The sequence below is a fragment of the Sulfuricurvum sp. RIFOXYD12_FULL_44_77 genome (assembly GCF_001830725.1).
GTDB classification, from domain to species: Bacteria; Campylobacterota; Campylobacteria; order Campylobacterales; family Sulfurimonadaceae; genus Sulfuricurvum; species Sulfuricurvum kujiense_A.
Genome location: NZ_MIBU01000031.1, coordinates 1 through 3204 on the forward strand (window position 1 = coordinate 1; position 3204 = coordinate 3204).

6 protein-coding genes are annotated in these 3204 nt (G+C 42.4%); all 6 read right to left on the reverse strand.

Annotated features, from left to right (window positions below):
• Positions 1-70 precede the first annotated feature (70 nt).
• Positions 71-565 carry a lipopolysaccharide transport periplasmic protein LptA gene (gene lptA / locus A2517_RS01585; protein ID WP_294893617.1) on the reverse strand — a complete coding sequence of 165 codons (495 nt, stop codon included), beginning with the start codon at positions 563-565 and terminating at the stop codon, positions 71-73.
• A gap of 7 nt (positions 566-572) precedes the next feature.
• Positions 573-1082, reverse strand: coding sequence for an LPS export ABC transporter periplasmic protein LptC (lptC, locus tag A2517_RS01590; RefSeq protein WP_294893618.1), 510 nt, complete (start codon positions 1080-1082; stop codon positions 573-575).
• On the reverse strand, positions 1083-1574 hold the full coding sequence (locus A2517_RS01595) for an HAD family hydrolase (protein WP_294893619.1): 492 nt from the start codon (positions 1572-1574) through the stop codon (positions 1083-1085).
• Positions 1571-2143: an imidazoleglycerol-phosphate dehydratase HisB gene (gene hisB / locus A2517_RS01600; protein WP_294893620.1), complete on the reverse strand. Its 573-nt coding sequence runs from the start codon at positions 2141-2143 to the stop codon at positions 1571-1573. The genes A2517_RS01595 and hisB overlap by 4 nt, the downstream gene beginning before the upstream one ends.
• Position 2144: 1 nt before the next feature.
• Complete coding sequence (locus A2517_RS01605) at positions 2145-2948, reverse strand: septal ring lytic transglycosylase RlpA family protein (RefSeq protein ID WP_294893621.1); 804 nt, start codon at positions 2946-2948, stop codon at positions 2145-2147.
• Positions 2941-3204 (reverse strand): LysM domain-containing protein (locus A2517_RS01610; RefSeq protein WP_294893622.1); only part of this gene is annotated, 264 nt, incomplete at its 5' end. The genes A2517_RS01605 and A2517_RS01610, both read right to left, overlap by 8 nt.

Consider the following 3204-nt stretch of genomic DNA (forward strand, 5'->3'; position numbering starts at 1 on the left):
TGGTACTCATTTTCCGGAGTCACACGAATGGTAGGAGCTGACGTTACGAACGACGAATCAATAATTTCAATCATTGAGCCGCACTTTTTTGTTTTGTTTTTTTATCTTGGACGGTGAAGGTCATAATGACAGGTTCGTTATTAGCACTCTCAGCCGAAGCATTCCCGACAATCGTATTGACGACGACTTTATCCCCTTTTACACGTCTAAAATCATCCAAACGGATCAAATCGACTTTTTTATAAAAATGGTATTCACTTTTATCAGGTAAATAAATAGCCGTTTGCGATTTCCCTTTGTATCTCTCTTTAAGTTCGGTTACGATGTAAAACGATACATCCCCCTCCGCTAAATATTTAACCGGATTTTTATCTTTGTCGGTATAAATCGTCACTTTTGTGGCATTCAGTTCATCCAGCCCTTTGGTCACTTTGACGTTACCGGTAAAGACCGAAATCCCTTTTAGCTGATCCCCGTTAAAATTATCAGAAATCACTTTTAACTCTTCACCCCATGTTAGGGTAAACAATAAAGGGGCTAAAAAGAGTAGGTTTCGTATCATCATTATTTTCCTATTTTAATTGGTAACTGCCGCGCACCTGATTCGCGGATACGGTATCGAGTTCGGTATTATAAAGCAATTTCGTCCCCTCTACACGATTAGCGTTTTGGGTAATGACAAAAGAACCTTTTGTTTGAACCAAAGATCTTTGAGAGTCATAACTCCCCTCATGGGAGCGAAATTCTAATCCATCTGCTCGTACATAATGGACATTCCCATCAAGTTGAATAATCTTATTTCGATACTCTGCATCATCGGATCGGATGGACTGAAATAAATTTTTCGTATTATCGCTAAATTTCGCTGATGTTATCACATAATATTCATCAAATTTTTTCCCCTCAACCCCCGATAATATATGATCGATCCCTTTATGGGAGATTTCATACAACGTAAAGTCAGAGAGCTCGATTTTTGGGATTTCACCCGATTCTTGAGTCGATGTATAATTGGGGGAAAAATAGCCGTACATCCCCATCAAAAAGGCTACAATCAAGAGAAAAAAGAGGTTAATCGACATTTATATCCACTGCGCTAAAAATTTTTCTTCTTCACCGTTGCGGCGGATCACTTTTTCAATCATTTCCCGTACACATGCATCGCCGCCTTTGCGATCCAAAACTTCTGCAAACGTTTTCAGATACTCAGAGCCGTCTTGCGGTGTAAAAGCCTGCCCCGACCACTGCAAAAGATTGTAATCGTTCAGATCATCGCCGATAACTGCTACTTCATGCGCTTCAATCCCAAGCTCGGTACACAGTGCCATGGCAACGGCACGTTTATCCTTCACCCCTTGATAGAGATGAGCAATATCGAGTTCTTTGGCTCTATGGGTCACGATACTGGAATCACGTCCGGTAATGATAGCGACACTATGTCCCATTTTAACCCATGCTTTGATCGCAAAACCGTCTTTGACATTGAAGTTTTTGAGTTCTAACCCCTCGGCGGTGTAGATGATTTTACCGTCACTCATACATCCGTCAACATCCAAAATCAGGAGTTTAATCATAAAACCCCTTTGGTACTTGGAACTCCGGCACGCTCATTAGGGGCCAATGCACGGCGAAGGGCAACGGCAAGCGATTTAAACGCCGCTTCAATAATATGGTGTTTGTTTTTACCGCGTACCATAACGATATGTGCAGTAATTCCCGCATTAAAGATAACGGCACGGAAAAACTCTTCGGCAAGTTCTGCTTCAAATGACCCTATTTTCCCAGAAACAGGAACATCATAAACTAAAAAAGGTCGATTACTCAAATCCAGATCGCAGCTCACCGCCGCTTCATCCATAACCACAACTGCACTTCCGAAACGCTCCACTTTCTCTATCGGATAGATCGCTTCGCGCAGTGCTTGTCCTAATACAATCCCGATATCCTCGACACTATGGTGATCATCAATATGGACATCACCCTCACACGTAACACTCAAATCGATCTGGGCATGTTTGGCAAAGCTCTCCAACATATGATCCAAAAAACCTACTTTGGTAGAAATCGTACTTTTCCCCTCACCCGCAATGGTGAGGGATAAGTCAATGTCAGTCTCTTTAGTTTGGCGTTTTTTTTGGATCATCTTATTCCCTTATAATAAAGGAGCCTTCGAAATAGCCCCGTGAAATGAAATCGCGCGCTTCGGCTTCACTTTTAAATCCGCCGAGCCATACACGAAATAAACGTTTGTTATTATACTCTGTATCTTTAATGATTGCAGAATAACCGTTATAGGAAGCATACTTTTGCTTTGTGCTCATAGCCCCTTCAAACCGCTCAAATGAGCCGATTTGAACAAAAAAAGCATTCAAAACGGATTGTTGCGGCCCTTTCGCCAAACGTCCCATATCGATAGTGCGCATTGATGAGGGTTCAAATCCTAAAACCTCTAGCGTTACCGGAGCCGTCCCTTTTTTATTAAGCCCGATTTTCTCTCCAGCCGCATAAGAGAGATCGATGATACGGCTCTCGACAAATGGGCCTCGGTCATTAATCCGAACCACCGTTTGTGCACCGTTTTCGCTATTTGTCACCCGAACGACGGTATTCATAGGGAGTGTTTTATGGGCTGCCGTCATCGCATACATATCATAGGCTTCCCCGTTAGAGGTTGATTTACCGTGAAAATCAGGTCCATACCAACTCGCTCGGCCGCTGAAACTATCCCCTACCCGCACAACGGTCGGATAATACTCTTTTCCAAAGACGGTATAGGGGCGCATAGTTGCGTGAAGTTCACCATTTTTTTTGTAGACATTTGACGGAGCCATTGCTAAGTGCTCAGATGGATATTTTTGAGAAGGCTTCGGCTGATAGGAGTAGGAGCCGCTGTTGGTCGTACATCCGCCGAATAAAATAATTAGACATAACAGAAGGGTTTTAATCACCAATTTTTACTTCCTCCCCATCATGCAACGCATTGGATATAAACGGATTTTTTAATTTGAGTTGTTCAAGGTTGATATTATACAGTGTTGCGACTGAAGCGAGGGTTTCGCCTGAACGTGCACTGTGCAGACGCGGTTTTTTCAAAAACGGTTTATTAATGGGTATTTTCACCCGTCGATTGAGATTACGTTCATTATCATCTCCGATCATATTCTCCATCATAATCGTTGACTTAGGTACGTTATACCGTTTTGA